The organism is Bradyrhizobium sp. 132 (assembly GCF_023074185.1).
In the GTDB taxonomy this organism is placed as follows: Bacteria; Pseudomonadota; Alphaproteobacteria; order Rhizobiales; family Xanthobacteraceae; genus Bradyrhizobium.
Genome location: NZ_JADPKY010000131.1, coordinates 89,223 through 116,128 on the forward strand (window position 1 = coordinate 89,223; position 26,906 = coordinate 116,128).

Sequence of the window (26,906 nt, forward strand, 5' to 3'; positions counted from 1 at the left end):
AGATCAATTACCAGTTGAAGGCCGACGCTAGGAAGTCCGGTATGCCGCCGCATGCCGCGCACAGATGGAGAAGCTCCGGCTCTCCCAGAGACCGGTGAATGCCCGTGCGCACCAGCAGCGTCGACAATCCCATCGCCTTGCCGCCGCAGACATCGTGCTCCGGACTGTCACCTATCACGACGGTGCGCCCTACCCCGGTCGCCACACCGTCCAACGCATGGCGGAACATCGCACCATGCGGTTTGCCGACATACTCGACCTTGCCCCCCATATTTTCATAGATCCGCGCGATCGCGCCCGGCGCAGCCACGAGCTCACCATCCCTGATCATCGTGATGTCGGGATTGACGCAGATCGCCGGCACGCCGGCTTGTGCCGCCGTCTGCAACTGTGCGCGATAGGATTCCAGCGAGGTTCTCGGCGCGTCGGAGCCGGCAAAGACCAGGAACGCGGCATCATCCGGTCGGGACACCAGATCGAACTCGCCTGACGAAAACGCATATCGATCGCCGCTGCGCCCAATCACGCAGGCCGTGGCTCCGATCGTAAACCGCGGGCCGAGGCCACCGCGGCGTACGAGCTGCAAGCCGACCTCTCCCGAGCTCAAGACGCGGAAATGGTGTTCCGAAAACCCCAGCTTCACGAGCCGGGCCAGGTTGTCGGAGGCGTCCTTGCCCGAGTTCGTCAACACGATGACGTTACGCCCGCCGGAGGCAATTCGGGCCAGCCCCTCGATGGCGCCGGGATAGGCCGAGACGCCGTCATGCAGTACCCCGTACTGATCGACGAGGTACAGATCGAATTGATCGGCGATCTCGCGCAGGCCATCGATGCGCTTCATCTTGACGATCCTGCTCCAACCCCGCTGAGTGCGAGCCGGGCGACGCCGACGGCAGCTTCGTCGTTCTCGGAAGCGACCACGGGAACGCCAAGGGTCGCAGCCCGGATGCGGCGCCAGGTCTCATTCGCTGCCCCACCACCGACGGTGGTCACTTTTGTCAGGCCAGAGCCGCCGAGTTCGGACAGGCGCCGATAACCCAGCGCTTCGACGCGCGCGATGCCTTCGAACAGTCCTTGCAGAAACACCGCATCGTCGTCCGGACGCGGGGTCAGCCGCGGCGCGAGCGTCCGGTCATTGAGGGGAAAGCGCTCGCCGGGCGCGGGCAGTGGATAATAATCGAGGCCAGTGCTAAGGTCTGGATCGATCCGCGAACTGAGCTCGCGCAGGCGCTCCACTGAAAAGAACTGTGCAAGAGCCGCACCTCCGGCATTGGAAGCACCACCCGCCAGCCAGAGATCGCCAATACGATGGCTGTAGATGCCATATTCCGGCGCGAATAACGGGACTTCACTCGCAAGCTTCAAGACCAGCGTCGAGCCGAGCGATGTGACAGCGTCCCCCGGTCGCGCTGCGCCCACTGCCATGAAGGCCGCGCATCCGTCGGTCATCCCAGCGACAACGACGGTCTGCATCGATAGCCCAAATCGCCGCGACGCCTCCGCTGACGCCTGGCCAACGATGCTGCCCGCCGCGACGACTGCGGGAAGCTGAGACAACGCGACGTCGGTGGCTGCGATCCAATCCGGCCATCTTCTGCCAACCGGATCATAACCTGTCTTTAGCGCGTTGCTTTCGTCGCTGACATTGAAGCGCCCGGTGAACTGCGCGGCGATCCAATCGGCCTGGTGCAGAACTCTCGTTGTGCCGGGCGTCCGTAGCAAACGCATCGCGCGCGCCAGCGGCGACGTCACGCCATGGACAGCGGCCTGCGCCGGCGCGACGCGTTCGACAGCACTGATGTCGGCATCGTCAGCGCGATCATTGTAAAGGCTGCCAGGCGCGACCGGCACACCACGATCGTCGATCGCAACCAGCGTCCCCGAGGTGCCGTCGACGGCCAGCGCGCTCACCCGCGAAACTTCAATCATCGATGCGAGGCGAGCCATCGCTTCGTCCAGCCCGCGTGCCCAGACTGCCGCGTCCTGGATGATCCGCTGCCCGCTGCGATGCGCAGCCGGCATCGCTGCGGTCGCAAGCGCCACAACGCTCGCGGCGTGATCGATCGCAGCAATCCGCACTCCCGAGGTGCCAACATCGATGCCGAGAACAAGATCGCTCATGGTATCCTCGCATCGAGCGACCGCCGATATTTCTCCGGGTCCCAATTCAGCAGTTGCGCTTCCTCATCCACGCTCAAGGGCGCGATCGGATTGCCGGTCTCCAGCCGGCTTGTGACATCGGCGAGACACCGTATCAGCGCGCGAGCGGCTGGCGTTGCCGCCTCATGTACAAGGATGCCGGCGCCGGGCACCACGACCAACGGAACACCAATACGGCCGCATCGCCGCGTCGCGTCAACTGCACGCTCCCGTGCTTCGGTCGTCACGATGCCGGGACCGAGAAAGACGACGTGGTCTGGATACAGCGATCCGCTCCGGGCAGCGGAGAGATTGACCGGGTCGGTCGCGATCGCATGCCAGCTACCATCGTCCGGAATCGAATAGCCATCGCTTGCGACAGCTTGTAGCCTCTCACGATCCGGTGCCGGCACTATTCGTGCGGTTCGGGCGAGCCGCTGCGACACATCGGCGCGCAGTCGTTCCGCCTCGGCGACGCTGTCGGCGGCCACCACCAATCCGTGCTTGCCGAGCACAACGACGTTGGTCCGGGCGTCAAGATGCTTGGCCATGGCGCGTCCAAGCGATGCGCCGGGACGAACATAGGGCACGAAGCTCCAGTTCAGGCGCGATAGCGGCGCCGCAAGCCGCTCAGCCGCGTCGGACAGGCACGCGCTGGCAATCGTCTCGACGCAATGTACATGCACCACAACCCGCTGCGGCATCACCGCATGCAGGGTGGTTTCAATCGAGGGGCGCAGCGTGAGGTCCGAGAGATCGCGGCGCATAAATTGTTCGCAGGTCTCGCAGGCGGGGTCGCCGGCCGCCAGTCCGTCAAGCACCGCGGCGACGTCGATCGGAATCAGGATTCGACGCTCCATCGCTTCGGCCATCCAGGTGCCGCTCGCCTTGACCCACATCACGCCATCCCGCTTGAGCGAGATGTTGCCGCCGGGCCCCTGAATGAGGAGCGGATCTCGCCCGAGCCGCGCCGCAAGCGCGAGCAGGTCACGCATCTCGGAATCGGCTGTATCCGTCACGCTGATTTCGCCCTCGTGAACATCCAGTCGGAAAAGGCCTGCTTTTGACCAGGTGTTAGATGGAGTCCGTGCTTGGTCCGCCGCTCCAAAATATCCTCAGGCGTCAAGGCCCATTCCTCAATTTTCAGGAATTCGGCCTCGCGTTGATAGAACGCGCCACCGAAATGACGCCCGAGGTCATTGCGCGTCCGCACGCCATCGAGCAGTCGATGAACGCGGGTTCCATAGAGCCGCGCATAATGATTCAGCACCTCGCGCGGGAGGTCCGGATAGTCGCGGCACAGTCCTGCGGCGAACGCATCGAAATCGGCCGACACGATATCACCGCCGGGCAGTGCGGCGCCAGCCGTCCACGGGCCGGCCATGCCGGGAAAGTAGGGCTTCAATTTCTCGAGCGCATGCTCCGATAATTTGCGGAAGGTCGTGATCTTGCCGCCGAACACGGACAGGATCGGCGCGGCCCCATCGGCGTCGTTGAGCTCGAAGACATAATCGCGCGTGACCGCCGACGGATTCTCGGCATTGTCGTCGAACAGCGGTCTGACGCCGGAAAACGAATGCACGACGTCGGCACGCGTGAGCTGCCGCACGCAATAGCGATTGACGGCGCGAAGCAGGTAGGAAATCTCGTCCTCACCGGCCCCGACGCGATCGGCCTCGCCGCAATAGGGAATATCCGTGGTGCCGATCAGGCAGAGATCGTCCTGATAGGGATTGACGAAGATCACCCGGCGATCGTCATTCTGGAACAGGTAGGCGTGCGGGCCGTCCCAGAACCTGGGCACCACGATATGGCTGCCCTTGACCAGGCGAACGCGGTGACCCGCATTCAGCCCCGCATTGCGCCGCAGCACATCCTCGACCCAGGGACCCGCTGCATTGACCATGGCGCGGGCCGAAACGCTCTTGACGACACCCGCTTGGTCCCGCAGCTCGGCACGCCAGATTCCGCCTTCGCGGCGCGCCGAAACCAGCGCTGTCCGCGTCAGGATCTGCGCGCGACGGGCCGCCGCGTCGAGCGCGTTGAGCACGACGAGCCGCGCATCATCGACCCAGCAATCCGAATATTCAAAGCCGGTCCTGAATTCCGGCTTGAGCGCCCTGCCCGCGAGCTCGCTGGACAGATCGAGGCGGCGTGACTTCGGCAGCAGCTTTCGGCCACCGAGATGATCGTACAACATGAGCCCGAGCCGGATCATCCATGCCGGGCGCTGTTCGCGCGAATGCGGCAGCACGAAACGCAGCGGCCAGATGATGTGCGGTGCTGCCCGCAATAGGACTTCGCGCTCGATCAGCGCTTCGCGAACCAGGCGGAATTCGTAATACTCAAGATAGCGTAGGCCGCCATGGACGAGCTTGCCGGACCTCGAGCTCGTTCCCTGCGCCAGGTCGTCCTTCTCGCATAGCAGCACGCTGAGGCCCCGGCCGGCCGCATCGCGGGCGATTCCGACGCCGTTGATACCGCCGCCGACGACGAGAAGATCGACCTGGTGGGTTGACATCACGCTGACGCGATCTTCTTCCCCGACCTGGACGGCGGATCCTGCACACCATAGCTGCCAAATGCGGTCGCCGTCTCCTTGATCTCGGCCTCGCTAAGCAGCACAGGTCCGCCGATGGCCAAAGTGAGATAGTATTGCCGGGCGATGGTCTCGAGCTCGACCGCCAGCCACATCGCCTTGTCGAGCGAGGTCCCGACCGCGACCATGCCGTGGTTTGCCAGCAGGCAGGCGGTCCGGCCCTCCAAGGCCTTCAGCGCATAGTCCGACAATTCCTTGGTGCCGAAGCGTGCATAGTCAGCGACGCGCACGTTCATGCCGCCGAACGCCGCCATCATGTAGTGGCAGGCCGGAATTTCCTTGCGTGCGATCGCCAGCACTGTGGAATATGTCGCGTGGGTGTGCACGATACCGCCGATCTCGGGCCGCGCTTTCATGATGTCGAGGTGAAACCGCCATTCGGTCGACGGCTTCAACGGACCTTCCCACGATCCATACTCGCCATTGATCGGCATCGCGGCGACCATCTCCGGCGTCATGATGTCATACGGCGTCGCCGATGGTGAGATCAGCATGGTGTCGCCGTGCCGGGCCGAAATGTTGCCCGACGTGCCCTGGTTCAGGCCCGTGGCATTCATCCAGCGACATTGATCGACGATCGCTTTCCGCAACTGCAGTTCGGTGTCATCCATGGTCAGCTCCTGGTAGCTCAGCAGAGGTGGTGGAGAGATTCTCCGTTCAGAAATCGCTGCACCTCCAGGGCGGCCGCCCGTGCCGCAATCCTGACCGTCTTGACGGAGGCGCCCGCGATATGCGGGGTCAGCGTGACGTTTGGCAGCTGCAGCACCGGCCAATCCGGCGGAACGGGCTCAACCGCGAAGGTTTCGATCGCAGCGCCCCGCAAATGATCGGAGGCGAGCGCGTCGTACAAGGCTGCATAGTCCACCAGAGGACCGCGCGCGGTGTTGATCAAGAAACTGCCCGGCCTCATCGCGGCGAACTGCGCCGCGCCGATCATCCCCCGCGTTTCATCGGTTACCCGAGGATGCAGGCTGACCACGTCGGATTGCGCCAGCAGGCGGTCGAGCCCGACCTGCTCGACACCGTCGTTCAGATCTTCGACCGCGAGCTGAACATAGGGATCGCAAACCAGAATCCGGCAACCGAATGCCTTGAGCAGCCGCACCACGCGCGTGCCGACATGGCCATAGCCGATGACGCCCACCGTCATCTCCGACAACTCGTCTCCAGTGAGATCGGCGCGGTACAGATCGCCGCGCCATTCGCCCCGCCGCAGAGCATCGTGACCGCGCGTGATCAAGCGGGTTTGCGAAAGGATAGCGCCCATGGTGAATTCCGCGACCGCGCTGGCATTGCGTCCGGGCGTGTTGACGACCTGGATGCCGCGGGTACGGGCCGCTGCAAGATCGATGTTGACGGGCCCACCGCGGGAGACCGCGACGAGCCTGAGACCCGGCAGGCGATCCATCATCGCGGCCGATAACGGCGCGAGATGAGTTACCAAAATCGGCGCATCGCCGATGAATGCAACGATATCGTCGGGGTGCCCCATATATTCCTTCAGCCCATCCATGCCCGCTTTGGCATAGCCGTGCTCCATCGGCTCATCGGGCCATGGCTGCTCGAGTGAGCGGATGGCGAGTGCATCACCGCAGACATCCCGTAGCGCCTCCTCGAACAGGCGCGGCAGCATGAAGCGATCCCCGATGATGGCCACTGACTGCGTCATTGGGTCGCCTCCCTTGCGTCAGCCAGGGCGGCCCAAACCGGGGGCATGGCTTCACGAACAGAACGATAGATCGGGAACAGCTTGTCGTAGAGCACGCGGCATCCGGGATCGGGGTTGATCGAAGGCCCGAGCGTCGGTGTGACCCACTGTTCCGCGCAAGCCGCGAGGCTCGCGTAATGGCCGAGACCGATCGCTCCAATCATGGCTGCGCCCGCAGCTCCTGTTTCCTCGCGCATTACTCGCCGCACTGATGCACCGAGAATATCGGCGAAAATCTGCAATAGGCTCGCTGATCGCGCTGCGCCGCCGGTGACGCGAATCTCGCCAGGAATTTGTCCCATCACGCTGTAGCAATCGCGAGCGGCAAGGCCCAGCCCCTCATAGATCGCGCGGACCAGGCCGGCGAAAGTGGTATTGGTCGACAATCCGACGAACTGCGCGCGCGCCTCGGCATTCATGAAGGGACCGCGTTCACCGGCCTGCAGGATATAGGGATGATACAGCGCGCTCCCTGGCGTCGCGGCGGCGACATGCGCATCGACGCCGGCCAGCAGCGCCTGACGGCTTGCATCGATTCCGGCCATGGCGCAGGCCTGCCGGGCCATCTCGACCGCCCAGTCGATATTGACCGTCCCTGCCATGTTGGACTGGATCTGCGCGTAGAGGTCGGGTCCGGGCAACGCCATGGTGTAGCCCGAACAGGCCGGGTTAAGCGCCACCGCGTCGGCGCCGACGCTCATCCGCATATGCATTCCTGTCGAGCCGAGAATGGAGCAGCCGACCTCGCCGCCAACATCGTAGAGCCCTCCTCCGATCGCCGAACAGACGACGTCGACATAGCCGAGCACCACGGGCAAGCCGGTCGGCAGACCGGTCGCTGTCGCCGCTGCGTCTGTGAGCCGATGATGCGTCAGCGCGCCGTCCACGATCTCGGGCATCAGGCCGGCATGTCGCGCAATGCCAAGCCGCTCGCTCACATCAGGTGCATAGCTTCGGCTGCGGAAGTCGCCATAGGTGAAGATGCCTTCCGCAGGATCGACGGCGCGAATGCCGGTCAGCTTGAAATAGAGCCAGTCCTTGCAGTGCAGGGCGGTCGTGGCCCGCTCCAGTCGCTCCGGCTGATGCTGCTGTAGCCAGGCCAACTGGATCGATTGCTGGCAGGCGTTCAGGCCGGTGCCGGTTGTCGCATAGTGGGCGGCGTGGTCCGGTCCTGCGACGAAGATCGCCGCCATCTCGGCCGCCCGCGAATCCAGCCAGATCAGCCCGTCGCCGATCGGCTCGCCGGCGGCATCGATCAACCAGCAACCATCGCCCTGACCGGTGACAGCCAGAGCCGCGACGCGCTCCGCCAGATCGGGGACGACGGCGGCGAGGTCGCAAAGCGTCTGCCTGGCGTCATCCCAGGTCCGCAGCATGTCCTGCTCGACGCATCCCCGCCCGAAACGGCTGTAGGAATTCGGGCGCGACGCCATTGCGACTTGCGTTCCGTCAAGCGTGAACGCCACCGATTTGATAACCGAGGTGCCGGCATCGAGACCGATGATCAGATCGCGCGTCATGCGGCTCGCGCTCCGTGCGCCAGCGCGACGGTGGTGTCGGGATCAAAGATATGAAGATCCTGCGCCCGCACGCCATAAGGTACGCTGTCTCCGATCCCCGCCCGCACTCGTGCATGCGAGACCGCAACCAGCAGCTTGCCTGCAACCGCCATTGCGACGTGACTCTGGTCGCCGAGCCACTGGTTGGAAACCACGCGTGCCGTCTCGGCGCTGCCGCTGCCCAGCACGACACGGTGTGGACGAACCCCGATCACGACTTTGCGCCGATTGCCGATCGCCTGCCGCACCTCTGGACCCAGCTCATTGTCGCCGAAGCCGAAGCTCGGCCCGTTGTGGAGCTCGAACGTGGTACAACCTTCACTGCGGATCACAGATGCATCGAATACGTTCATCGGCGGCTCGCCGATGAAGGTGGCGACGTAGAGATTGGCGGGCTTTTCCTTCAGAACATGCTGGGGCGCGAACTGCTGCAGCACGCCGCCTTCCATGACGGCGATGCGGTCAGCCAGCGCATTGGCTTCGGTCTGGTCGTGGGTGACGAAGATCGAGGTCATCGCCCGATCCTTGAGCAGGCGCTTGAGCCGGCCGCGCAGCAGGGCGCGCAACTGCGGCTCGAGCTGTCCCATCGGCTCGTCGAGCACATAGAGCGCGGCATCGCGCACCAATGCTCGCGCCAACGATGCACGTTGCTGCTGGCCGCCGGAGATCGCATTGGGATAGCGGTCGAGGATCGGCTCGATTTCCACCAGCGCGGCCACCTCCTTGACGCGCCGCGAAACTTCGCTCGCGGACAACCGGCCACGCTTCAGCGCGAACGCGATGTTCTCCCGCACCGTCAGCGGCGGATAGAGCGAATAGCCTTCGAACGCCATCGCGACGTTACGCGCGGCCGGCGCCAGACGCTCGATCCGCCGGTTCGCCAGCGAGATCTCGCCCGCGCTGACCGCTTCGAATCCCGCGACCATGCGCAGCGTCGAGGTCTTGCCGCACCCGGACGAGCCGAGCAAGGCGACGATCTCGCCGCGCTCGACATCCATGCTGAGGGCCTTGACCGCATGGACAGCCAACCGGCCGCGCGGATGATAGACTTTGTCAACGGTGCGAAGTGATAGCGATGCGCTCATGAGCCACCTCCCCGTTCCCGGACGGAATAAAGCGCCGTCCGCTCTCACGCTCAAACAACAGCAATGCGTCAAGATCGAACGCGACGTGAGCGGGTCCAGTCCGCCGCGGCTCGTCACGATCTCCGGCCTCCGACGCCAGGAGTTCCTCGCCGCCTTGCATCGTGAGCAGCAGCACCGATTTCTCGTTCAATGGCGTCACCGCCACCAGCTCTACTGCAACCGTGCGGGGCCCCGGCGCCTCGACGAGGCGCAGTGCCTCCGGCCGCAGTCCGAGCAGATAAAGGCCGCCGGCCGCAACCGCATAGCTTGCGGGCAACCTGATCCTCATACCGCCGAGCCGGATTTCGGGCGCACCGTCCACCAGCTGAGGCGCGACTTCGATCAGGTTGAGTGTCGGATCGCCGAACAGCCGCGCCACCCCGACATTGACCGGCTCGGCATAGATCCGTGCCGGCGTATCGCATTGTGCGATCCGACCATCCAGCAGCACGGCCACACGGTCCCCCAGCGCCATCGCCTCCTTGAAGTCCTGTGTTACATAGAGCACGGTCGAGCCGACGCGCTTCAGCAGCGCCGGAAGCTCCAGCCGCATCTCGTATCGCAGCTTGGCATCGACATTGCGCAAGGGATCGTCGAGCAGCAGAATATCGGGATCTGCAACCAGCGCCCGCGCCAGTGCGGTGCGCTGCTTCTGGCCATTGGACAACTCGCGCGGCGAATGGCCGAGCACGTGGCCGATCTTGAGAAGTTGCGCGACCGCCTCGACCTTGCGCGCGATCTCACCTGCGTTCGTCTTCCGCGCTGTCAAGGCGCTTGCTATATTATTGCGCGCCGTCATGTGCGGAAACAGCGCAAAATTCTGGAAGGCCATCCCGATGCCGCGCTTGTCCGGCGGGCTCCCTGACGCGTCACGGCCACGCAGGAGAATCGTTCCGGCGTCCGGTGGATAGATCCCCGCGAGCAGGCGCAACAGCACGGTCTTCCCGGTCCCCGAGGGCCCGAACAGGGTGACGATCTCGCCCCTGTCGACGCTCAGGGACAGCCCATTCAGGACCGCGTCGGCCTTGAAGGTCTTGTGCAGGTTTCTGATCTCGATCTGCGTCATATCATTCTACGCCATGTCAGCCCTTGACGGCTCCGAGCGACAGGCCCTCGACCAGCCAGCGCTGCGCATAGAGCGCGAGCAGCAATGTTGGGGTGACCGAGAGCACAATGGCCGCCGCCACCTGGCCGTACTGGATACCGGAGGCGGTCACGAATGCCAGCGCCCCGACCGTCACCGGCTGCTTGTCGGCGGAGGCCAGCACCAGAGCGAACACGAAGTTGTTCCAGCAGAAGATGAAGGATAGCAGCCCCGCCGCCGCAATGCCCGGCCCAGCCAGCGGCACGGCAATCTTGAAGAAGGTCCGCAGCCAGGAGTGGCCGGCAATGCGGTAGGCATTCTCGATGTCGGGCGAGATATCCTCGAAATAGCCGCGCACGATCCAGAGGATCAGCGGCAGTGCGATCAGCTGATAGACCCAGATCAGCCCGACATAGGTATCGACCAATCCGAGGTCCTGAAAGTAAAGCGACAGCGGCAGCAGCACCAATAGCGGCGGCGCGAAGCGAAACGACAGCAACGTGAATGCGATGTCCTCGCTGAGCCAGAACTTGAACCGGGCGAAGGCATAGGCGGCCGGCACGCCGAGGATCAGCGCCAGCACCACGGCACAGGTCGACAGCAGCACGCTGTTGCCGAGATTGCGCATGAAGGCGATATCGAGCGAGCCGGCGCTGGTCAGCAGATGGCCGCTGATCAGAGCCTTGTAATTTTCCAAGGTCGGGACGAACGAGAGACTGGGCGGAATGCGCAGGATCTGCTCATTGGTCTGGAACGACATCAATAGAATCCAGACGATCGGAAACAGGAAGAAGATCACGATTAGCGTGAGCAGCACGGCGCGGAGGACGCGTTCGATGATCGAGCTACGCTCCATTTGATCTGCTCCTCATGCCGAGGCGTGGCTGCGTTCGCGCAGGCGCAGCCAGTTCTTGATGAAAAAGTGCGAGAGGACGTAGGTGATCATCCACAGCACCACCAGCAGCGCTGCCGATTTGCCAACATTGGTGTACTGGTAGAATTCGAGATAGGCGCGGACCTGAAACACCAGCAGGGTGTTGCCGGGCCCACCTTGGGTCATTGCGTAGACGATGTCGAACTGCTGGATGGCGTCGAGCAGGCGGAACAGGCTTGCGGTGATGATGTAGGGCGAAAGCATCGGCAGCGTGATCCTGAAAAACACGAACAGCCGGGGAACGCCATCCAGGGCGGCCGCCTCGAACGGCTGCTGCGGCAACGAGCGCAGCCCGGCCAGAAGCAGCACCATCATGAACGGGGTGTAGACCCACACATCGACCAGAACGACCGTGAACAAGGCGGTTGACGGGCTGGATGCCCATCCGAAGTCGGACACGCCGGCGAGGCTGACCAAATAAGACAGGATCCCGAAATTCGGGTTCGTCATCAACTTCCACATCAGCGAGGCGATCGCCGGCGCGGTCATCAGCGGCAGTAGCAGCAGGACCGAGATCAAGTTGTTGAGCCGGGTCTGCCGCTGCAAGAGCAGCGCGATGATCAATCCGAACACCAGCTCCACTCCCACCGTAAGGGCGGTGTAGCGCAAGGAGATGCTGACCGTATTCCAGAACTCGGCGTCGTACAGCAGGTTGATGTAGTTGCCGAACCAGATGAAGCCCTTCAGCGCCGGCAAATTCAGGCGAAATCGCAACGCCGAATAATAGAGCGCAGTGACGAACGGAATCAGGATACCGATGCAGACCAGCAGCGCCGGCAGGCTGAGCAGATAAGGAAGCCACTCGACCGGACGGCGATCGACGACGCGAATGGGCTCGTCAATGGGCTGTGACGTCATGAAGAAGCCTCCGATGCCCGCCCCCCGAGGGGGTCGGGCGGAGCAGCATTGAACAGGAAGACTGCAGCAAGGACTCAGCCGAGGCCAGCTTCCCGCAACTGCTTGTCGATGCTCGCAGCCAGCTGATCGAGGCCCTCGCTGACCTGCACCTCCTTGGCGACCATCTTCTGCAGCGTCTCCGCCCATTGAGTGGTGACGTCGAAGAACAGTGGCTGCGCGGTGAAGTAGATTTTCGCGCCCGGTGCCGAGACGTCATGCTGCTCGAGATAGCCGGGATAGGATTTGGCAATGCGGTCGCGGAATTCGCTGTCCTTCCAGACCGAGGCCCGGACCGGATTGACGAAGTCCATTTTGCGTGCGCCGAACAGATCGTGCTCGAGTGACGTCGCCCATTGCATGAACTTCCAGGCAGCGTCCTTCTTCTTTGAGAAGCTGGACATCGCCAGCGACCAGATCCAGACGTTTGGCGTCGGCGCCTTTGCCGCAGGGTTGGCCGCGAACGGGGCGTAACCCAAATTGCCTTTCTCCTTGTTGTCACCGCCGTTCTCGAAATAGCCGAGAATATCGGCGTCGAAGATCATCGCGGAGGCACCGGCGCCGAGATCGGCACCGACCTGATACCAGGTGTAGGTGGACCAGTTCTTCGGACCGGATTCCCGGATCATGTCCACCCACTGCTGGTGGAACGCCTTCGAACCGGTGGAATTCATCGCAGCCTTGAGCTTGCCGCCGTTGACCGTTAAATCCTTCTCGCCGAAATTGGCGTATCCCGAAAGGAAGCCGGGATGGATCGTCGCCCAGGAGCGTGATCCGCGGACGCCGATGCCATAGGGCCCGCCGAGATCCTTGGTCAGTTTTGCCGCCGTCTCCTTCAGCTCGCCAAGGTTTTTCGGAACGCTGACCTTGGCCTTGTCGAACATCGTCCGGTTATAGGCCAGATTGTTCAGCTCATAGCCCCAGGGGATGCACCATTGCTTGGCATCCGCTGAGCCGAGCTCGCCGCCGGGCACGCCATTCCAGGCGGTCGACGCGCGCAAGCCGGGCAGCACGTCGTCCCAGGCGAAACTCGGGTTCGTCTTCTTCGGATCCTTGATGTACTCATTGAGATCGACGACCCATCCGGCCGGTCCATAAGTCCACGTCATGTACGCGCCGGTCATGAAGGCATCATACTGATCGGACTTCGACGACAGCGCCGCGGTCACCTTGTCGAAATAGACGTCTTCGGGGAAGACATCGTAGCTGACATCGATGCCGGTCAACTTCTTGAAGTTCTCGATATCGGCGATCATCGCATCGGCATAGGGATGTTTGTTGAGCAACAGCTTGATGGCCGTGCCCTTTTGTGCCTGCCAGTCATAGTCGGCGGCCATCGCCTCGACCAGCGAGGACCCGAGCAGCACATTGGCAGTTGCCGCGGTGACGCCGAGATGGGCGGCGCCGCGCATCAGATCTCGACGGCTGACACGGCCAGCCGCATAGGCGTCGAACAGAGCCTTGATTCTGTCTGTCATGCTTCACTCCCCTTGCTTTTTCTGTGGTTTGACGCGACGGCCTTGGCCGTTCTTTTTGTCGGGAACAACCGCGCCCCGCTCGTCGACGAGACGGCGCGCGGTGAGTTCATCAGTGATCAGCCCTTTCAAAAGTCCGCTGGCCAATGCTGCGCGGATGCCCGCAACCTTGCTCGGCCCGCCCGCGATCGCCACGATGTAGCGGCCGCGCAGATCTCGCGGCGACACCGAGATCGATCGGCCGGACAACTCGGTTTCAACGACCTTGCCCTCGGCGTCGAAAAAATGCCCAAGCATTTCGCCGGCGACGCCGGCGCGCTCAAGCTCGGCGACTTCGTCGGGTCGGATCATCCCGGTCTGCACCAGGGATCCACTCGGACGTGCCTCACCGATGCCGACCAGCATCAGGTCTGCCTGACGCGCGAGATCGAACACCGCGGAGACGCCGAGCTGCGCGAGCAGCACGGCGCGATCCGCCGCACTGTTGGCATAGAGCGGCACCGGCATCAGATAGGCTTCGCTGTCGGTTCGCTCGGCAATGAGATGAATGACATCGAACGGGCTCGCCGAGAATTTCCGCGTCAGGCCGCCGAGCAGCGAGACGAATTTGACTTCGGAGGCCGGCATGGTCGGCAAGTGCCTAACAACAGCGGCCAGCGTGCGCCCATGACCTATCCCAACGATCTGGCCATCGGTCCGCTGCAGGACTGCATGGAGATAGCTCGCTCCGGAAAACGCCAGCGCCTTGAGCGGAAGCCCGGGCTCGCCAAGATCAGGCGCGACCTGAACCATGTCGAGCTGAAAGCGCTCCTTAAGCGCTTCCTCGAACTTCACGCAGTCGGCAACCGCTCCGTCGACGAAAATGCGGATCAGACCCTCGCGCCCGGCGCGCGCGATTAACCGATGAGCCTTGATGGCCGGAATATTCAAGCGCGCGGCTATCTCGCCCTGCGTCAACCCGCCGGCGTAATGCAGCCAGGCGGCACGCGATGCAAGGCTGCCATCGTCGTCAAACGGCGAAATGGGCCGGCCGCTAGCGTTCACATCTCCACCTGTAATTTTTTTCATTACAGACAAAATTTCACATGCTCATTCGCCTGTCAATCGCGCAGCCGCAATTTCGCAATGCGACATTGCGCACGATTCGTTGCAGGGCAACGGACAACCTCACCTGAATCGGTCGACGGACCCAAGATCTCGAGAGCGCCGGATAGCTGCAGCGAGAGCGCAAGCTGCGGGTTAGACGCCACTCAGTCCGGACCATCGAATTTCTTTTAAAAGGCGTGTGAGCCAATAAGATTCTTGGATTCAGGCGAGTGCGCTGCAAATAATCTACAGCAACAGTTTCGCACCAGAAACGACCTGATCAGAACGCAGCTCCCGCTACACCTGCGCACGTCCAACCTGGCGCGGCTGTTGGCACGCCGGCCGGACGGGATCACGGTCGCGCCATTCGAGGGTGGCGAGATCGGACCGGAGCTTTTCCGGGCGGCCTGCCGCATGGGCCTTGAAGGTCTCGTCTCGAAGCATCGCGATCGGCCCTACCGCGGCGGCACGCAAAAGTACTGATCAAGGTGAAGAACCGCAGGCACCCAGCAATGGATCGAGAGCTGTGATGGCCGCGGAGTTGGTGATTGGGTAGCCCAGTTCCCAATGAATCAAGTCCGTGCGGGATCTATGCCGCACGGACTTGATTGCAACTGTCCAGGCCCGGCCGGATTGCGTCGCAGCAGATCTAGCGTCCCTGCAATGCCCCTCGAAGGAAGCCCATCATTTGCGACGGGCTCAAGGTCAGGGAGGAAAGGCGCCATGAAGGCGCAGGTTAAACTTACAACGAGTCGCGCCAATACTGTGTGTTGCAACTCACTGTGGACAACAAAAGTGCTCGCCTGTCGCGCCGTCGATCGAGCCGCATCAGCCTTGATCCGGCTGCTGAGGGGCTGCGGGTCCACGCACGATCAATGCACCACGCCGAGGTGAGCAGCCGTCGCGGATGCAGGGCGTCATCACAACCACGGAGCTCTCAAACCCATGAGCCCGTGAGATCATGTAGGGTCCGCGGTGAGCCATCGAGACCGTTCGCCGCGGCGCTGGCAATGGCCGCCGGCAGTGGGCGACGTCCGCGGCTTTCACTGCCGCTGTGTAGGTCGGGTATGCGGCCGGAGTCCCGTCGAAGGCTGCCTTAGCCGCCGCGAGCGCGTTTTGCCTCGTGCTCTCCGAGGTGATGTTGGCCCTATGGCTGGCCTCTCGCGATGACGTGGTCATTTCGATTTCTCCTATGCGGGGATCGGCTGATCGACGGGAAGACGCAATGATTGAGGACCGCAAGCGCTGGAAGAATTTGGCGAGTGCGTCGAGCATCCCGGGCCGACCGAGTTTTCCCTTGTCAAGCTTTGCAGCCTCGCGAACCATTTCCTGGCCGTGGTCGCACATCGGATCAATCGCGGCAATCACCTCTGCGGTCAGCCATGCATCGTTCGGGTTGCTCGCAGGCGTCGAGATGATGAGAAACTTCAGCTTGAATTCGAGCGGAGGGTCTTCAGGCAGCACCCGCTTGGTGTTCGAGATAATGACCACCGTGTATTTGTAGCCCTGCGGGAAACAGTTCGCGCGGGTCATCTGCATGGCTGGTCTAACAACGAGCAAACTATTGCAGGCGACGACCGCTGAGCGGTGTGAAATAGTTCACAGATCGGGAAAGACGAGTTCACTAGCATGGACGAGCGCGCGGGCGAAGATACTCCGCTCCTGCGATGTCTTGCAATGTTGCCTCGTGGTCGCCTGCCCCGTCAAGCAAACGATGAATGGATCGGTGTATCCCTCACAGGAAGACGATGATGATCGACTGCAACAATATTCAACGGTATCGCCTTTTATTGCAGACCAATCTGACGGGTCTCGAACGGCAGTTTGTCGAACGTCGCCTGAGCGAGGAGCAATTGAAGCTGGAGATTCTGGTCAGCTCGTGCTCAACCGAAGCGCACTGCGATCTACGCCGCTTTTGGTGAAGGCCAGCTTGGGCTACCCCGTTCCAGTAACACTGCAGAACGTTTGCATTTTTGTCGGCAACAACTTCTATTCTCGAGAGGAAAGCATTCATGGCGAAGGAATATTGCTTGATCGTTCAAGCCACCGGGAGAAAGTTGGATCTCCTACGTGGTGAAGCGTCTCGCATTGCAAAAGGAAGCAAGGTCGACTGGTGGATTGATCGTGCAGACGTCGGCACGCGCTTTTGCTTCGAAGATACCGCGGCAAAAGAGACGTTCGCGAGTACCTGCGACAGCTTCGGCATCCCATGCCGAGACGCCTAGCCGGAGCACCGCGAGAACTGCCCGGCCACTTGCGCTCGCCGGTTGCGGTTTGATCATGGTTTTGGACTATTGATCCAATGGCCATCCAACGAGTTGGAGGCGATTGCTGCACGCATCTTTGAGCGGATCACTGAACTCGAGCTGGAGCTTGCCGCGCGGGATTTCAACATCCCGCGAGCGGCGACGACCAGCCAACGTGACGAGCCGTTGTTGCGTCCGTTTGCGATCCGCTGTGAGCGAGGCCGGATAACGTACGATCGTCTTACGCGAGCTCGCGGCCTCGCGCCCCACTAAATTGGGGCGGTCCGTTCAATGTTCTCCTAGTCTCTACAATCGGGCGAAGACATTCACGCGTTGAATCGCCTGCACGCACACGCGGTGTTGACGCTCACTTCGCCAGAGAGCCCCAGAAATGCTGGCCGATTAACGTGATGCATTGCAGCGGGCTGTCTGCTTGCTGCACTGCGCCACGCTGCGCCGTGCAACACCCCAACTATCGGTATGGTATCACCTCTCGGCAGAGGATTCCCGCACATGCCGGAACGCGCCTCATGAGTTTGCATTGTTCTTGTGTTTTGTCATGTTTAGTGAGGTCGATTATGCGTCTGCTTTCTGGAATGATCGTGATCGCAACGGTCTCCGCATGGACCGGGATTGCGCCCCCTGCTGTCGGGCAAACATTCGATGACAGATGGTCCATCACTCCAAAGGCTCACGCGGAGCCCGCTCCTGAAGGTCTCGACCAGGCAAAGAAGGATGAGCCGCAAGCGCAACCTCGGAACGGACAAGAGCCCTTGAATGCTCGTTCCGGCACTCAGTCTTTCAACCGAGTCTTTTCCGGAAAAGCCTCCTACTATTCGTACTCCAAAGGCAAGACAGCGAGCGGTTCATCGTTTGATCGGAATCTACTAACCGCGGCGCACCGCCGTCTGCCGTTCGGCACGAGAGTCCGAGTCCTTGATCTTGAGACGAATAATTCGGTGGTGGTTCGGATCACCGACCGCGGACCATGGGTTCGTGGCCGCGTCCTCGACCTCTCGCTCGCCGCCGCGCGCACCTTGGGGATTACGGATCGTGGCGTGGCTCAGGTTCGTGCTGAGGTGTTGTAGCAGTCGTCCATCGAGTTGCGAAAATAAGCAATCCGCCCCGCGTCCTTACATCAGCGGTCCGCCTTTGGGTCTGAACCTGCCGTGCCTCTAAGAAACCCTGACGCTATTGCGGTCATCGTGACCGCCCTCCAGCTAACTCACGGCGACGAAGCTGCACGAGGCATGGTGGTCGGCGGCATGAGCCTGGCCGCGCTGATAGACGCGATGTTCTCCGCACCGGTCGGGCAACGCGATGCCGTTCACAACATCACAAGCGCGTTGCATGACTTTTGCCATTTCGCCAGAACTCGGCCCGGTCTGGCACCTTCGCTACGTTTACGAAAATCACGGCTCGTTTCGCGTCGTCGACATGGAGATTGCGACGCCAACCGGCACGCTATCTCGCCACCTCTGCGATGTGGCCGGTACTGTCGATGATCACCGAGCGCGCGGTGCCTTCCTTGACGGCCTTGTCTTGATCTTTCCGGTAGTTCCTGGATTTGCGAGTAGCCCGCGGCGGGAAGCTTAGCGACAACCTCCTCCGAGGTCAGGCAGAGCGCGGACCCGCTTTCATCGATCAGTTCTCGTTCGGCCATAGCCCGAGGGGCCGCCCTGCTTGTATCCGAGGCTGGCGACACGACATGCGCCAGCAGCGGGCGTTCTGCACCGCCCGTTCAGATGATCAAGCTCACCGAGAGGCAGGCGATTACGCCTTACAAGTGGGTGCACCCTAACGAAGAGCGTTAGCCCGGCCAAGGAATCAGGTTAGTTGGGACCTATGTGCAATCTGTATTCGATCACTACTAACGAAGCCGCCATCAGCGCGCTCTTCCGCGTGGTCAACCGGTACGTCGGCAACCTTGCGCCGATGCCGGGCGTGTTTCCCGACTACAAGGCGCCGATCGTCCGGACCGGTGCTGATGGCCGCGAGCTCGAAACCGCGCGCTGGGGAATGCCGTCCTCATCGAAGGCGCTGATGGACGCCACCAAGAAGCGCGCCGAGAAGCTGCAAGCGAAAGGCAAGACCGTCGACTTCAAGGAATTGCTCCGGATCGAGCCGGACGGCGGCACCACCAAATATCCGCAACACCAACAGCGGCCACTGGAAGCGGTGGCTCGGACCGGACAATCGCTGCCTTGTGCCGCTCACATCGTCTTCCGAGTACGACACGATCGACGGCAAGAAGGTGCCGGTGTGGTTTGCCCTCGACGAATGCCCTCCCCTTGTCGCCTTCGCCGGCATCTGGACGAACTGGACCAGCGTACGAAAGGCGAAGGAAGGCGAAGTGACCGCTGACATCCTCGGCTTCCTGACGTGCGAGCCCAATGCCGAGGTGAAGCGCGTTCAAAGCAAGGCGATGCCGGTGATCCTGACGACAGCGGAGGAACACGAGGCGTCGCTGCGGGCGCCATGGGATGAGGCCAAGGCCCTGCAGCGGCCGCTGCCGGACGGCGCGCTGAAGATCGTGGCGACCGGAGAGAAGGAAGACCCTGCCTTGGCTGCCTAGATTTCTCCACAGGCCGACGGAACACGGGGACAAACCACAGCCCCTGAGAGTCCGAATCCTGGTCTGTGTTAGCAGCCCGGAACGGAGACGGCCGGCAAGGATTCGTCCCAGGCAGGAGCAACCTCGATGCTGATGTTCAAAGAACGGCGGCCTGCGATCCGGACGCTGCGCGGCTGGGCGATCTCGGTTCTGCAGGAAGCCCGGCGCGATCCGGGAGTGCGAGGAGCACGCCTGGATGCAGGACCGCGCCGATCCGCACGCACGCGAGCGCGCCGTCGATTTCGCTCGTCAGAATCCCCCCGGTGGCGTTTCTCCTGACGCGGTCGTCGCGGAAGTGTCCGGGACGTGCTGGACTCGATCGGCGACACCTGCCCGGAGTGCCCCGAAGCCTAGTGGCGCCTCGCTGGGCGCGCTAATTTGGGACGGGGACATTCGACAATCCGTGCGCGCGACTTAGGCCGATTTCCGTTGCGGCTTGGCTGCTGGCTTCTTCGCCGCCGCCTTCTTGCCGGCGATTGGCATCAGCATTTCGTTTTGGCCAGGCCGCCGCCTTCCGCGGTTTCTTGGCGGGCTTGCCCGCCTTCGCCGGCGAGGCCAGCTGACCAACGCTCCGCCGCAGTGCATCCATCATCGACGGGGTACCACTACGCCGCTACCGAGTCCGCCAGGACGTCCGCCCGGACCACGCGATTGCGGCCTCGGTGTTTGGCAGCATAGAGCGCCTGATCGGCCATGCGCATGACCTTGCCCAGATCCATTTCACCCTGGGATTGGGCAAGCCCGATGCTGATCGTCACGTTCGTCGAGGCACCTTCGGCGACGACTGCTTCGGCGGCGCAGGCCTGCCGCAGATCTTCGGCGTGTTGGGCAGCGCGCTCCTTGGATAGCCCGGTCATCACAACGGCAAATTCCTCGCCGCCATGCCTTGCCACCAGCATCCGCCTTCGCTCGGCGAAGGAGCGCAACACCTGGGCGACCGCGATGAGCACTTTGTCTCCGAACTCATGCCCGAACTGGTCGTTGATCGCCTTGAAACGGTCGATGTCGCACATCAGCACGGTGGTTGGCAGGTTCGCATTGCGTGCCTTGGTCAAGGCCGATTCGGCAGCCTGGTCGAAGCCCCGTCGGTTGAGCAGTCCGGTCAGCTGATCGGTGCCAGAGATGCGCTGCAGTTCGGCGCGCGTCAGCGCCAGCTCGCGCATGGTCAGCGCGGACCGGTAGCTCAGGGCCGCCGTCAGCAGCCCGGAAATCGCCATGCTGATCAGGATGGACGATTTGGTCACGAAGCCGACGCGCACCAAGGCATCCGGGTCGGGTCCGAACTGCAGGAGGCACAGGGACAACGTCAAGACGACCGTCAGGCCGACGCTCACGGCGGAGCGGCCCGCGGTGTGGCGCAGCGCGTCCTGGTGCGTAATGATGTCCTTGGCCATGGTTCTGCCGCCGTAAAGCGGCCAGCATCCGTCCCCTCACCTTCACCGGAGGTTAAGGCGCGCTCCGCTCCGCAGACGCCGTTAACGCCGATCTAAAGACGAAGCTCAAATTGCGATAGTCAGCCATGAAAGCGCAGCGCGCTGGAAGTCTCCGTCTCAGTGGTGCTTCAGAGCCGAGTTCACCTCGCTTGAGCCTGTGGCGGCATCACTCCACAAAGTCCACTTATCGAGACATGGCGGACAAGATTTGCTCAGGTTGAGTCCTTCATTTTGTGAAGGGTTTCGGATGCCGGCTCCCATGACGGTGTTGCCGCGCACACGGGGGCCGGCGTCCGAAAGCCTCCAAAGGAGGAAACCGCGCTGGGGGACGTAGGATGATGCTGCGTGATCGAGCTAGTCGCGTCAAACAACCTTCCGACGATCGGGACGATCGCCTATGGGAATTTAATGTTTGGCGGCACCTGTACTTTCAATGGCTTGGCTACAGCAAAAATACCACACCACACAATCTAAACGTGAGCTCCTCGATATTGAAGGCCACGAAGACAAACTGATCTCTGGCGGCTGGAAAGCCCCCGGAGCTATCAGAGCCGAAACTGTTTCGAGCTGCTCGTCAAGAGCATCACCGCATTTGTAACTCTGCTTACGTCGAGATTCCTGGACTGGGTCCAACTAGCGCGACGTTGCACACAATCGCGATCGAGGGTTCGAGTTGGCTCTTGTGCAATGGTTGGTGCGCCGCCACGAACTTCCAGATCAGCACGTCCTCGATCATCGGATCATCGCCAGCTACGGGCTAATTGCCCCGCTCGTCACGATGAGCTGTCGCCTATGCTTCGCCGTGTCGCCAGCCGCGGCGTTCTACCGCGTGAGCGATTTATAGTCCTATGACCCATAGCGGTCATGGAGCGCCGTCACCCCTTGCGGGCCGTGACGGCGCTCCGCAAGAAGGCCTGAGGGTGGCTTGCTTGACGACAGGCCTGAGGCGGCTCACGAGGCTTTCCTGGGCGCGAGGGCCTTCGTCTCCAGCCTTGGTGGTCGAGATCTCCTGATACGAGCTATGGGACGGTCCGTTAGTGCCGCGTGCACGGTCTCGGCCATCGGACTCCAGGTGAACCAACTTGGGAATGCGCGGACATCGGCCGGCGCACCGTCAAGATAGACGAGGTTTTTGCCTACGGCGTCTGACAAGGACAAGCGGCCGAGCCATATCTGGTAAAAGGTCATAATGGTGGCGGTTACGATCACATCCACGTCGAACCTGGGATGCTTTAGGCAGACCGAGATATCGCAGGGATCGATAACTAGCCAGTAGGCGCGCTGCGGCGCGCCGCGAAATTCGAACTGGATGACGCGACGGCATGAAAAACGATCCACAGCGACCCGCCGGCGCATCCACCACAGGAGAGTGATCGGATCAAGCTCGCTAGGTCGCGGAGGACCGAAGGCCCAGCGCGCTCCCCACTTGCCAAATAGATCAATGATCTGCTGGAGCTCGCGTCCAGCCGGCGTCAGACGATATTCAGTCGGCTTACCGCGCGATGCGCCCCGCCGTTCCAATACGCCCGCTTGCTCCAGCCGCCGCAGCCGCTCGGCAAGCAGCGTGCGAGACATGTGAGGAAGACCGCGCTCGAGTTCGTTGAAATGTTTCACGTCCGCGAGAAGTTCACGGATGATGAGCACGGTCCAGCGATCCGCAAGAATCTCAGCTGCGCGGGCTACGGGGCAATATTGGCCATACAGGTGCATGTCAATGGCCATAGAGGTGCATGTCGCAAAGTAGCACAGAAGGTGCACGCGCAGTAGTGCAGTTTTTGGACTAGCGGCTGGATCGGTGTGCGTGATTAATTCAGTCACCACTGTCGAGCCCAACAGGAGGTCTTCATGTCGAGTAACGAACACAAGAGGCGAGACGTTTTGCAGGCGATCGCGTCATTGCCATTGATTTCCTTGGCCATGCAGCCGTGCGAAGCAATAGCGCAAGCCTCAGGGAGCCCGGTAAGGGTCGATACCAAAGGCCTGGTTGCCAAAATCAAATTCGAGGCGCCGCTCGGCGGCTTCCTCTCTGAGATCAACCGAAAGTACAAGCTCCGGGTTACCGATCTCACGCTTGCCCCCGGCGGGCAGGTGGGCGAGCATAATCATGTCGGGCCCGGCATTCGGCAGGTGACGTCCGGCTACATGACTTATGTCCTGCCGAATGAGACAATCGTCTACGGACCGGGGGACTTCTTCTTCGAGACTGGCGACGTTAATCACAGCGTCTTCAATAAGACTGACGCGCCGATGGTGCATGTGCTGTTCGAGATATTGCCGGTTGACCACAGCGGGCCCTCATTGATTCCCGTCAAGCATCATTGACGCCACATCGACCTCCATGAGGGCAGTCGCAGGCCGCTTTCCGGACTCATCCGTGTCGCAAGCCGCCAGGTCGGCTTGCGGCCCGTTTGCGAAGTAGCCTCGCGCCTTGTGGATGTCCGCTCAGTGAGACAGGGCGGACTAGATTTGCTCACGTTGAGTTCTTCGCAGTTTGACCCATAGCTGCTTGATAGCACCGAGTTATGCTGGCCTCACGACGTACTTTGTAAAGTCTTGTTGCGGTCAAACATTTCTTGCAGGTATGAGGCATGGAAATGAGCCAGCAAGGACAGTGGCAGGTCGTGGGCAGCGCGCCCGACGTATACGAGGGAGAGCTGGTGCCGGCTGTGTTTGGGGTGTGGGCTCCGATACTCGTTGAGCTAGCTCAACCTCGGCCTAGCGAGCGTATTCTCGATGTCGCGTGCGGCACTGGTGTTGTGACGCGGATCGCCGCAACGCGCGTAGGTCCAAGTGGTACCGTGGTCGGGATTGATCTCAATCCTGGAATGTTGAGCGTCGCTAGATCAGTCGTATCGCCGGATTCGCGGTCCGGCGGACAACTCCAGTGGCAAGAGGCAAGTGCTGATAAGCTGCCATTCCCAGATGGTTCATTTAACGTCGTATATTGCCAGTTGGGCCTGCAATTCTTCCCCGACCGGCCCGCGGCCTTACGCGAAATGCGTAGGGTTCTTGGTCCCGAAGGAAGACTCGCGCTGATGGTGTGGCGCGGCATTCACGAAAGTCCCGGATTTGCCGTGCTGGCTGACGCACTGCAGCGACACGTTGGTCAAGCGGCGGTAGCTATCATGCGTGCGCCATTTGGGTTGTCCAATGCCGACGAATTGGAAGCTCTCGTTCGTGCCACAGGTTTTCAGGACATTGTAATTCAACAGCGAAGTGGGATCGTGCGCTTTCCGACGGTGGAGCGATTTGTGTTGAGTTTCGTTGCGGGCTCACCATTGGCTGGTCCGGTATCACAGGCAGACGATGCGGCGCGCGCAGCTCTAATCACCGACGTCAGGAACGCCCTGGGTAAGTTCACGAGCAATGATGAATTGGCCTTCCCCATAGCCGCCCACCTGCTAAGCGCGAGAGTGTAGGACAGTTCCATAATTGATGTCGGTGCTCAGAGCTGGCCGAGATCGAACCAGTTGGGCGTCTCGTGTCGGGGTGTGGCCCATCGCTTCGCTAGGGGGCGTGTAGCCCAAGTGCCGGTTCATATGGGGAGACCGGAACTTTGCCGCTGAGCGCCAAACCGACGCTTTGACCCAAATCGGTAGTTCCGACCAGTGTAGATGTCTACACGCCCGTCGTGGACATTGATCCCGTCACCCGGCCGATGAATCCGTCTATATCTCGTTGACTGTCTCGGCGTGCGTCAACGGACCCATATGTCCTGCGCCTTCGATCACGGCATACCCCGCTCTTGGCCACAGGCCGCGCAGCACGTCTATGACGGCCCCTGCGGGGGGTGTCGTCCGTGAACCGCCGATCGAGGGTTCGAGTTGGCTCTTGTGCAATGGTTGGTGCTCCGTGACCTTGCCCCCAGGTTTTATCCAGTCCTGAGTTCGCCCGTGCCGTTGGATTTGCCCGGTTGGGCGGTGGCAGCGACGGGAGCTGGCGCGGAGCCTTCGGCATAGCGCAGCGCCAGATCCCGGCGCGGGTGGCAGGTCATCGCAAACTCGGACGGGGTTCTCCATCCGAGCTGCGAGTGTGGTCTTGTGTCGTTGTAATCGGCCCGCCAACTTCCAAGTGTGACGCGGGCTTGTGCCAGTGACGTGAACAACGTCTCGTTCAACAGCTCATCCCGCAGCCGGCCGTTGAAGCTCTCGATGAAGGCGTTCTGCATGGGTTTGCCCGGCGCGATGTAGTGCCCTTCGACACGGCTTTGGTCGGCCCACACCAGGATGGCGTTGCTGGTGAGTTCGCTGCCGTTATCGCTGACCACCATCCTGGGCTTGCCGCGCTCGATCATCAGCCGGTCCAGTTCCCGCGCCACGCGGATGCCGGAGAGCGAGGTATCGGCCACCAGCGCCAGGCACTCACGGGTACAATCATCGACGACAGTCAGGATGCGGAAGCGGCGGCCGTCGGTCAGCTGATCCGACACAAAGTCGAGCGACCACCGGTCGTTCGGCGTCATCGGAACCAGCATCGGCGCCCTGGTCCCGATCGCCCGCTTGCGGCCACCACGGCGGCGCACCGTCAGCTTCTCTTCCCGATAGAGCCGGAAGAGCTTTTTGTGGTTGATCAGATAGCCCTCCCGCCTGAGCAGAACATGCAGTCGCCGGTAGCCGAAGCGGCGGCGCTCCTGGGCGATCGCCCTCATGCGTTGGCGAAGGCTGGTATCGTCAGCCTGGGTCGTCCGGTATCTCATGGTCATGCGGCAGCAGCCGATGGCTTTACACGCCCGCCGTTCGCTCATCCCATGGGCATCCACCAGATGAGCGACAGCTTTCCGCTTCCCCGCGGGCGTCACCACTTCTTTCCCACGAGATCCTTCAGCGCCGCATTGTCCAACATGGCGTCTGCCAGAAGCCGCTTCAGCTTCGTGTTCTCGTCTTCCAGCGACCGCAGTCGCTTGGCCTCCGAGACGTCCATCCCGCCGAACCTGGCCTTCCATTTGTAGATGCTGGCGCGCTTACACCATGCTTGGGGCAGAGATCGGCGACCGGAATCCCCGCTTCGTGCTCCTTCAAAATCCCGATGATCTGTTCTTCCGTAAACCGCTTGCGCTTCATGCTCTGGTCCTCGGCTTGGGCCAGAACGAACTTCAAACTGGATTAAGCCCGAGGGGCAAGGTCATCCGCCACGAACTTCCAGATCAGCACGTCCTCGATCATCGGATCATCGCCAGCTACGGGCTAATTGCCCCGCTCGTCACGATGAGCTGTCGCCTATTGCTTCGCCGTGTCGCCAGCCGCGGCGTTCTACCGCGCGAGCGATTTAGTCCTATGACCCATAGCGGCCCATTACGTGAGTTGAGCTGTCTTATTTAATTTCACCCTTTGCTTTGGCATCCTCCGTCCCTTGGGAGTACAAGGCCAGAACCGCTAAGACGCATTTAGACCGAACGTGTCATTCGGCCTGCAATATTGACCCCCGCATTGCCTCACGCAGAATGTTACTGGACAACTTCTCGCCGATGACTGCAGCAGCGCCACCAAATTGTTTCGGTGGCCTCTATGGCGGGAAAGATCAGCATGGGTGCGCGGCGCGAGGTGTTGTCGGCGGTGATGGAGCGTTACCGGTCGGCCAAACGGGCGGAGAAGGGGCGCATCCTCGACGAGCTGTGCGCGATGACGGGCTGGCATCGCAAGCATGCGGTGCGCGCGCTCCGACGACGCGCACCGGTTGGGCCCGGCGCCGTCGAGGCAGCTCGAGAGCGCAAGCGTAGATATGGTGCGCCGATCAAGGACGCGGTGACGGCGCTGTGGGAGGCGTCCGATCGGGTGTGCGGCAAGCGGCTCAAGGTGATGATCCCGACCTTGCTGCCGGCGCTCGAGCAACATGGCCGATTGCGGCTTGGCCAAGCGGACCGTGAGCGTGTTCTGGTCATCAGCGCCGCGACCATCGATCGCCTGCTCGTCGAAGTGAAGATCGCGGCGAGCGGCGGCAGGCGGCGCCGTGCCGGATTCTATTCGGCAATCCGGCGCGAGGTCCCGATCCGCACGTTCAATGACTGGAACAGC

The 26,906-nt window shown here is 61.9% G+C and carries 24 protein-coding genes and 5 pseudogenes; 10 read left to right on the plus strand and 19 right to left on the minus strand.

Annotation, left to right across the window (positions count from 1 at the left end; genetic code table 11):
* Positions 1-7: 7 nt before the first annotated feature.
* The 13 genes from IVA74_RS27880 to IVA74_RS27940 form a co-directional block, all read right to left on the minus strand.
* Positions 8-841, minus strand: a complete 834-nt coding sequence (locus tag IVA74_RS27880; RefSeq protein WP_247349636.1) for a TIGR01459 family HAD-type hydrolase — start codon at positions 839-841, stop codon at positions 8-10.
* Entirely contained in the window at positions 838-2,121 is a 1,284-nt protein-coding gene (locus tag IVA74_RS27885) for an FGGY-family carbohydrate kinase (protein WP_247349637.1), read from the minus strand. Before IVA74_RS27885 ends, IVA74_RS27880 begins: the two co-directional genes overlap by 4 nt.
* The gene (locus IVA74_RS27890) at positions 2,118-3,134 is read right to left on the minus strand and encodes a class II aldolase/adducin family protein (RefSeq protein WP_247349669.1); all 1,017 of its coding nucleotides are present in this window, start codon (positions 3,132-3,134) and stop codon (positions 2,118-2,120) included. Before IVA74_RS27890 ends, IVA74_RS27885 begins: the two co-directional genes overlap by 4 nt.
* Positions 3,135-3,154: 20 nt before the next feature.
* On the minus strand, positions 3,155-4,660 hold the full coding sequence (locus IVA74_RS27895) for a glycerol-3-phosphate dehydrogenase (RefSeq protein WP_247349670.1): 1,506 nt from the start codon (positions 4,658-4,660) through the stop codon (positions 3,155-3,157).
* The gene (locus IVA74_RS27900) at positions 4,660-5,349 is read right to left on the minus strand and encodes a class II aldolase/adducin family protein (RefSeq protein ID WP_247349638.1); all 690 of its coding nucleotides are present in this window, start codon (positions 5,347-5,349) and stop codon (positions 4,660-4,662) included. The genes IVA74_RS27895 and IVA74_RS27900 overlap by 1 nt, the downstream gene beginning before the upstream one ends.
* Positions 5,350-5,366: 17 nt before the next feature.
* Positions 5,367-6,407, minus strand: coding sequence for a 2-hydroxyacid dehydrogenase (locus tag IVA74_RS27905; RefSeq protein WP_247349639.1), 1,041 nt, complete (start codon positions 6,405-6,407; stop codon positions 5,367-5,369).
* Positions 6,404-7,966 (minus strand): FGGY-family carbohydrate kinase, encoded by a 1,563-nt coding sequence (locus tag IVA74_RS27910; RefSeq protein WP_247349640.1) that lies wholly within the window; start codon positions 7,964-7,966, stop codon positions 6,404-6,406. Before IVA74_RS27910 ends, IVA74_RS27905 begins: the two co-directional genes overlap by 4 nt.
* Positions 7,963-9,090, minus strand: coding sequence for an ABC transporter ATP-binding protein (locus tag IVA74_RS27915; RefSeq protein ID WP_247349641.1), 1,128 nt, complete (start codon positions 9,088-9,090; stop codon positions 7,963-7,965). Before IVA74_RS27915 ends, IVA74_RS27910 begins: the two co-directional genes overlap by 4 nt.
* Positions 9,059-10,195: an ABC transporter ATP-binding protein gene (locus tag IVA74_RS27920; RefSeq protein WP_247349642.1), complete on the minus strand. Its 1,137-nt coding sequence runs from the start codon at positions 10,193-10,195 to the stop codon at positions 9,059-9,061. Before IVA74_RS27920 ends, IVA74_RS27915 begins: the two co-directional genes overlap by 32 nt.
* A 16-nt stretch (positions 10,196-10,211) precedes the next feature.
* Positions 10,212-11,069, minus strand: coding sequence for a carbohydrate ABC transporter permease (locus IVA74_RS27925; protein ID WP_247349643.1), 858 nt, complete (start codon positions 11,067-11,069; stop codon positions 10,212-10,214).
* A 12-nt stretch (positions 11,070-11,081) separates the two neighbouring features.
* A complete protein-coding gene (locus IVA74_RS27930) occupies positions 11,082-12,005 on the minus strand; it encodes a sugar ABC transporter permease (RefSeq protein ID WP_247349645.1) in 924 nt (307 codons plus the stop codon).
* 74 nt (positions 12,006-12,079) lie between these two features.
* Positions 12,080-13,519 carry an extracellular solute-binding protein gene (locus tag IVA74_RS27935; RefSeq protein ID WP_247349646.1) on the minus strand — a complete coding sequence of 480 codons (1,440 nt, stop codon included), beginning with the start codon at positions 13,517-13,519 and terminating at the stop codon, positions 12,080-12,082.
* Between the two features lie 3 nt (positions 13,520-13,522).
* Entirely contained in the window at positions 13,523-14,584 is a 1,062-nt protein-coding gene (locus IVA74_RS27940) for a sugar-binding transcriptional regulator (RefSeq protein WP_247349649.1), read from the minus strand.
* Between the two features lie 348 nt (positions 14,585-14,932).
* Between IVA74_RS27940 and IVA74_RS41275 the strand changes: the two genes are divergently transcribed.
* Positions 14,933-15,085, plus strand: a complete 153-nt coding sequence (locus IVA74_RS41275) for a hypothetical protein (protein ID WP_346730984.1) — start codon at positions 14,933-14,935, stop codon at positions 15,083-15,085.
* 345 nt (positions 15,086-15,430) lie between these two features.
* Here the strand turns inward: IVA74_RS41275 and IVA74_RS27950 are convergent, their stop codons facing one another.
* Positions 15,431-16,141, minus strand: coding sequence for a hypothetical protein (locus IVA74_RS27950; RefSeq protein WP_247349650.1), 711 nt, complete (start codon positions 16,139-16,141; stop codon positions 15,431-15,433).
* A 212-nt stretch (positions 16,142-16,353) separates the two neighbouring features.
* On the opposite strand from IVA74_RS27950, the gene IVA74_RS27955 reads away from it, so the two are divergent.
* The 5 genes and pseudogenes from IVA74_RS27955 (at position 16,354) to IVA74_RS27975 (ending at position 19,816) form a co-directional block, all read left to right on the plus strand.
* On the plus strand, positions 16,354-16,524 hold the full coding sequence (locus tag IVA74_RS27955; RefSeq protein WP_247349652.1) for a hypothetical protein: 171 nt from the start codon (positions 16,354-16,356) through the stop codon (positions 16,522-16,524).
* Between the two features lie 90 nt (positions 16,525-16,614).
* Positions 16,615-16,827, plus strand: a complete 213-nt coding sequence (locus tag IVA74_RS27960; protein ID WP_247349654.1) for a hypothetical protein — start codon at positions 16,615-16,617, stop codon at positions 16,825-16,827.
* Between the two features lie 599 nt (positions 16,828-17,426).
* Positions 17,427-17,936, plus strand: coding sequence for a septal ring lytic transglycosylase RlpA family protein (locus IVA74_RS27965; RefSeq protein ID WP_247349655.1), 510 nt, complete (start codon positions 17,427-17,429; stop codon positions 17,934-17,936).
* A 757-nt stretch (positions 17,937-18,693) separates the two neighbouring features.
* Positions 18,694-19,423: pseudogene (locus IVA74_RS27970) on the plus strand (SOS response-associated peptidase family protein).
* Between the two features lie 126 nt (positions 19,424-19,549).
* Positions 19,550-19,816: pseudogene (locus IVA74_RS27975) on the plus strand (hypothetical protein).
* Between the two features lie 60 nt (positions 19,817-19,876).
* Here IVA74_RS27975 and IVA74_RS27980 read toward each other — a convergent pair.
* The 3 genes and pseudogenes from IVA74_RS27980 to IVA74_RS27990 all read right to left on the minus strand — a co-directional run.
* Positions 19,877-20,054, minus strand: a pseudogene (locus IVA74_RS27980) (Ku protein); the annotation flags it as partial.
* A gap of 13 nt (positions 20,055-20,067) precedes the next feature.
* Complete coding sequence (locus IVA74_RS27985) at positions 20,068-20,856, minus strand: GGDEF domain-containing protein (protein ID WP_247349656.1); 789 nt, start codon at positions 20,854-20,856, stop codon at positions 20,068-20,070.
* 990 nt (positions 20,857-21,846) lie between these two features.
* Positions 21,847-22,617 carry a helix-turn-helix domain-containing protein gene (locus IVA74_RS27990; RefSeq protein WP_247349657.1) on the minus strand — a complete coding sequence of 257 codons (771 nt, stop codon included), beginning with the start codon at positions 22,615-22,617 and terminating at the stop codon, positions 21,847-21,849.
* Positions 22,618-22,740: 123 nt separating this feature from the next.
* On the opposite strand from IVA74_RS27990, the gene IVA74_RS27995 reads away from it, so the two are divergent.
* Together IVA74_RS27995 and IVA74_RS28000 are read left to right on the plus strand one after the other, a co-directional pair.
* Complete coding sequence (locus IVA74_RS27995) at positions 22,741-23,217, plus strand: cupin domain-containing protein (RefSeq protein ID WP_247349658.1); 477 nt, start codon at positions 22,741-22,743, stop codon at positions 23,215-23,217.
* 266 nt (positions 23,218-23,483) lie between these two features.
* The gene (locus IVA74_RS28000; protein WP_247349659.1) at positions 23,484-24,314 is read left to right on the plus strand and encodes a methyltransferase domain-containing protein; all 831 of its coding nucleotides are present in this window, start codon (positions 23,484-23,486) and stop codon (positions 24,312-24,314) included.
* A 452-nt stretch (positions 24,315-24,766) separates the two neighbouring features.
* On the opposite strand, the gene IVA74_RS28005 is transcribed toward IVA74_RS28000, so the two are convergent.
* On the minus strand, positions 24,767-25,837 hold the full coding sequence (locus IVA74_RS28005; protein ID WP_247349660.1) for an IS3 family transposase: 1,071 nt from the start codon (positions 25,835-25,837) through the stop codon (positions 24,767-24,769).
* Positions 25,804-25,913, minus strand: a pseudogene (locus tag IVA74_RS28010) (transposase); the annotation flags it as partial. The pseudogene IVA74_RS28010 and the gene IVA74_RS28005, both read right to left, overlap by 34 nt.
* Here IVA74_RS28010 and IVA74_RS28015 point away from each other — a divergent pair.
* Together IVA74_RS28015 and IVA74_RS28020 are read left to right on the plus strand one after the other, a co-directional pair.
* A complete protein-coding gene (locus IVA74_RS28015; protein ID WP_247349671.1) occupies positions 25,863-26,213 on the plus strand; it encodes a hypothetical protein in 351 nt (116 codons plus the stop codon). The pseudogene IVA74_RS28010 and the gene IVA74_RS28015 sit on opposite strands and share 51 nt — an antisense overlap.
* Positions 26,214-26,417: 204 nt before the next feature.
* Positions 26,418-26,906 (plus strand): annotated as a pseudogene (locus IVA74_RS28020) (transposase); the annotation flags it as partial.

Bases quoted from the DNA above. Each gene is read 5' to 3' on its own strand.
- IVA74_RS27935 (WP_247349646.1), bottom strand. From the start codon at position 13,519: ATGACAGACAGAATCAAGGCTCTGTTCGACGCCTATGCGGCTGGCCGT.
- IVA74_RS27900 (WP_247349638.1), bottom strand. From the start codon at position 5,349: ATGGATGACACCGAACTGCAGTTGCGGAAAGCGATCGTCGATCAATGT.
- IVA74_RS28015 (WP_247349671.1), top strand. From the start codon at position 25,863: ATGCTTGGGGCAGAGATCGGCGACCGGAATCCCCGCTTCGTGCTCCTT.
- IVA74_RS27920 (WP_247349642.1), bottom strand. From the start codon at position 10,195: ATGACGCAGATCGAGATCAGAAACCTGCACAAGACCTTCAAGGCCGAC.
- IVA74_RS27995 (WP_247349658.1), top strand. From the start codon at position 22,741: ATGTCGAGTAACGAACACAAGAGGCGAGACGTTTTGCAGGCGATCGCG.
- IVA74_RS27925 (WP_247349643.1), bottom strand. From the start codon at position 11,069: ATGGAGCGTAGCTCGATCATCGAACGCGTCCTCCGCGCCGTGCTGCTC.
- IVA74_RS27885 (WP_247349637.1), bottom strand. From the start codon at position 2,121: ATGAGCGATCTTGTTCTCGGCATCGATGTTGGCACCTCGGGAGTGCGG.
- IVA74_RS27950 (WP_247349650.1), bottom strand. From the start codon at position 16,141: ATGCAGATGACCCGCGCGAACTGTTTCCCGCAGGGCTACAAATACACG.
- IVA74_RS27910 (WP_247349640.1), bottom strand. From the start codon at position 7,966: ATGACGCGCGATCTGATCATCGGTCTCGATGCCGGCACCTCGGTTATC.
- IVA74_RS27890 (WP_247349669.1), bottom strand. From the start codon at position 3,134: ATGCGTGACCTGCTCGCGCTTGCGGCGCGGCTCGGGCGAGATCCGCTC.
- IVA74_RS27985 (WP_247349656.1), bottom strand. From the start codon at position 20,856: ATGGCCAAGGACATCATTACGCACCAGGACGCGCTGCGCCACACCGCG.
- IVA74_RS27930 (WP_247349645.1), bottom strand. From the start codon at position 12,005: ATGACGTCACAGCCCATTGACGAGCCCATTCGCGTCGTCGATCGCCGT.
- IVA74_RS27895 (WP_247349670.1), bottom strand. From the start codon at position 4,660: ATGTCAACCCACCAGGTCGATCTTCTCGTCGTCGGCGGCGGTATCAAC.
- IVA74_RS27990 (WP_247349657.1), bottom strand. From the start codon at position 22,617: ATGGCCATTGACATGCACCTGTATGGCCAATATTGCCCCGTAGCCCGC.
- IVA74_RS27955 (WP_247349652.1), top strand. From the start codon at position 16,354: ATGATCGACTGCAACAATATTCAACGGTATCGCCTTTTATTGCAGACC.
- IVA74_RS27940 (WP_247349649.1), bottom strand. From the start codon at position 14,584: ATGAAAAAAATTACAGGTGGAGATGTGAACGCTAGCGGCCGGCCCATT.
- IVA74_RS27905 (WP_247349639.1), bottom strand. From the start codon at position 6,407: ATGACGCAGTCAGTGGCCATCATCGGGGATCGCTTCATGCTGCCGCGC.
- IVA74_RS27915 (WP_247349641.1), bottom strand. From the start codon at position 9,090: ATGAGCGCATCGCTATCACTTCGCACCGTTGACAAAGTCTATCATCCG.
- IVA74_RS28000 (WP_247349659.1), top strand. From the start codon at position 23,484: ATGGAAATGAGCCAGCAAGGACAGTGGCAGGTCGTGGGCAGCGCGCCC.
- IVA74_RS27880 (WP_247349636.1), bottom strand. From the start codon at position 841: ATGAAGCGCATCGATGGCCTGCGCGAGATCGCCGATCAATTCGATCTG.
- IVA74_RS27960 (WP_247349654.1), top strand. From the start codon at position 16,615: ATGGCGAAGGAATATTGCTTGATCGTTCAAGCCACCGGGAGAAAGTTG.
- IVA74_RS28005 (WP_247349660.1), bottom strand. From the start codon at position 25,837: ATGGAAGGCCAGGTTCGGCGGGATGGACGTCTCGGAGGCCAAGCGACT.
- IVA74_RS27965 (WP_247349655.1), top strand. From the start codon at position 17,427: ATGCGTCTGCTTTCTGGAATGATCGTGATCGCAACGGTCTCCGCATGG.